The organism is Streptomyces bohaiensis, from assembly GCF_012033785.1.
Lineage (GTDB): Bacteria > Actinomycetota > Actinomycetes > Streptomycetales > Streptomycetaceae > Streptomyces > Streptomyces bohaiensis.
The window spans coordinates 1-3,052 of record NZ_JAAVJC010000409.1; the positions used below are offsets into that span (position 1 = coordinate 1).

General features: G+C 79.4%; 2 protein-coding genes. Both read right to left on the reverse strand.

Going from position 1 to position 3,052, the window contains the following annotated elements; genetic code table 11:
• The coding region (locus tag HCN52_RS23335) for a PQQ-binding-like beta-propeller repeat protein (RefSeq protein WP_245175394.1) at positions 1-1,461 on the reverse strand (1,461 nt) is incomplete at its 3' end.
• A 40-nt stretch (positions 1,462-1,501) separates the two neighbouring features.
• Positions 1,502-2,614: a hypothetical protein gene (locus HCN52_RS23340; RefSeq protein ID WP_168090412.1), complete on the reverse strand. Its 1,113-nt coding sequence runs from the start codon at positions 2,612-2,614 to the stop codon at positions 1,502-1,504.
• Positions 2,615-3,052 lie beyond the last annotated feature (438 nt).

Here is a 3,052-nt window from a genome sequence, read left to right on the forward strand (position 1 = left end):
GCTCAGCAGCCGCGCCGCGGGCCGCGCCCGCACGGTGAGGCCGGCGTCGCCCGGGCCGCCGCCCACCGCTCCCCCGACGGCGAACACGGCGTGGCCGTCGGGGGCGAGCGCCAGCGCGGCGACGGAGGTGAGGCCGCTCTCGCCCGCGGCCACCACCTCGCCGGTCGCGACGTCGCGCAGCACCACGCGGCCGCCGTGGGCGACGTGGGCGAGCAGGCGGCCGTGGGCGTCGAGCGCGACCGGTCCGAAGGCGTCCGCGCCGGGCTCCACGCTGAGCAGCGGCTCGCCCGTCCGGCTGTCGACGACGGCGACGACGTCGGAGCCGGTGGTGCCGAAGGCCAGCCGGCGGCCGTCCCCGGAGAACGCCAGCCGGACCGGGTCGTCGAGGCTGTCGGAGCCGCGGCCGCCGGCCGCGGTGCCGTTCTCCTCGGGGCCGAGCAGCCACAGCCGCCGCCCCGTCGCGGCGGACCAGGCCGCCCATCCGCCCTCGACGGCGGTGACCACCACCTCCCCGTCGGGGCTGACCTGGACCTCGGTCGGTTCGTCGGTGGTCTCGGCACCGTTGAGGTACCGGACCAGGGGTGCGTCCCGGGTCGTCTCCCAGCGGACCAGGTCGCCACCGCGGGCCGCCGAGGTGGCCCTGCCGGCCACCGCGAGCCACCGCAGCGAGGCCGGTGCGGCGACGGCGGCCGCGCCCTGGTCGAGCCCCGCCGTCGTCTCGTGGCGTCCTCCCGCGGTGAGGCCGGCCGGCGGCAGTCCGAGCACATCGTCGGCGGCGTGGGCGTCGTCCGGGTCGTCCGGGTCGTCCGGGAAGCGCGGCACTCCGAGGCCGGGCGGCGCTCCGAGGCCGGGCGGGCCGGGGTCGCCGTAGGCGTAGGGGGTGTCGAGGCCGGGCACCCCGGAGCCGTCGAGCGGGCCGCCGAACAGCCGGGGCTCGGCGCCGCGGTGGAGCGGGAACAGGCCGTCCGCGCCGGGGAGGACACCGGGCGGCGGCAGGTCGTCCCCCGGTCCTCCCGCGGCGGGCCCGGGCACGGCGAACCCGTCCGCGCCGAAGCCGTCCGGGCCGAACCCGTCCGCGCCGGGCTCGGTGGCCGGCGGTGCGGGGCGGAGGGGGCCGAGCAGACCGCTCAGCGCCGCGAGGTCCGCGAGGTCGGCCTGGTCGGCCCAGTCGGCCCAGTCCTCCTCCACGGGGCGGGGCACGGTCCCGGTCTCGACGCTGTCCAGGCCGCCGAGGCCGCGGGTGCCCGCCAGCGCGTGGTACGGGCGGACGTCGCCCCGGGTCCACTGCGCCCACCAGCGGTCGGGCATGGGGCGCTGGGCGGCGGGCCACCGCAGGACGGCCGCGGAGACGGCGGCGAGGCGTGGCTCGTCGCACCGCTCCAGCAGCTCGCACACCTCGTCCCACGCGTCGCGTCCGGGGCGGGAGGCGAGGAGCCGGTCGAGCCGTGGTGCGTCGGTCATGGGGCGGTCCTGGCGGGTCGCGGTGGCAGGGGCAGCGGGGTCACGGACGGTGGCCGACCTCGTTCCCGGTCGCCCCGGCGGCTGCCGCCGGGGCGTCGAAGCGGTGGGCGTGCAGCACGTCGGGGGTGGCGGTCACCAGGGCGCCGCCGTCGGGGGTCAGTGTCCACGCGGTCTCGGTGCCCATCCCCTCGACGGCGTACAGGGCGCTGCCCCGAGCGAGGTCCCACACGGTGACGGTGTGCCCCGAGCGCACGGCGGCACGCGGGCCTAGGGCGCCCCACACCGGCCGGATCGTCTGGCGCCGGGCCTCCGGCGAGAGCGGGCCGAGCACCGTCCAGGGCCGGGCGTCGCCGGGTCGGCCGGTGAGGTCGACCACCGTGGCGACCGCCCGCCCGTCGGCGACGCCGACGACCGCCAGGTCGCTGCCGGCGGGGCTGAAGGCCATGCCGCAGCACCAGGCCATGCCGGTGGCGTGGGTGGTGAACGCGCCGGTGCGCAGCGACGGCACCGCGATCTCCCCCTCGGGGGCGCGGCCGTGGCAGCGGCACAGCCGGAACGCGATCCGGCTGCCGCGGGCGTCCACCGCCACCGCCCCGGTGCCGCCGAGCGCCCCGGGGCGGCCCGGCTCCCCCTCGCTGTCGAAGAGCCGGTTGCCGGCGTGGGCTCCGAGCGCGGTGACCTGGTGCGAGGCGGGGTCGCAGCCGACGACGGTGGTGCCGTCCTCGCTCACGGCGAGGCGGATGTGGCCCGGTTCCCCGTCGGCGCCGAGCGCGGCGCGGCCGGCACCGCGGCTCCAGAGCTGCCGCGGTTCCCCGGTGAGGGACCAGTGGGCCGTGCCCCCGCCCGGCTGGTCGTCCGTGCCGCCGAGCGAGGCGGTCAGCGTGGCCCCCTCGTCGCCGAGGACGAGGTCGTGGGCGACCGCCGAGCGGGCGCCGCGCACCAGGGGCAGCCGTACCGGGGACGCGCCGGACGCCGGGCGCAGCAGCAGCAGCTCGCCGAGGCCGGGGAACCAGGGCGCGGAGGTGGCGACGGCCACGGTCGCGAGGTCCCGGGTGGCGGCGACACCGAGGACCCGCTCCGGTACGGCCGCGCGGCCTGCCAGCGGGCGGCTGGTGTCGAGTACGCCGGGTTCGCAGAGTTGTCGCACGGCCATGTCAGGACCCTAGACGCCCGGTCCCAGGCTGTGGGCGGGTTGCGTGCAACCGCCCCCGGGGACCGGTGCTTTCCGGGCGTTTCCCGGGCCGGGACGGGGTCCGCGGACGCCCTCACGAGGGCGGTTCACCGCGGCTGACGTGGGTAAGGGGCGTGCGCCGAGGGGCGGTTCGCCCGCCGCGTCGCGGCGCCGGGCGGCCCGGCCGCCACGGTCCGCCACCGCGGGCGTACGGCGCGCCACGGAAAGCGCTGCCGCCGCACCTTTCCGGCACCCGCCGCGCACCTGCACCGGCGGACGGGTCGGCCCTGCGGATCGGGCCGGTTCCGCCACCCTGCGCGGACCCTCCGGAGGAGGAGGACGAGGAGGACGACGAGGACGAGGAGGAGCCCGACCGCGAGTGCCACTGGTGGCAGTGGTTCGGCTGCTGACCCGCCCCGG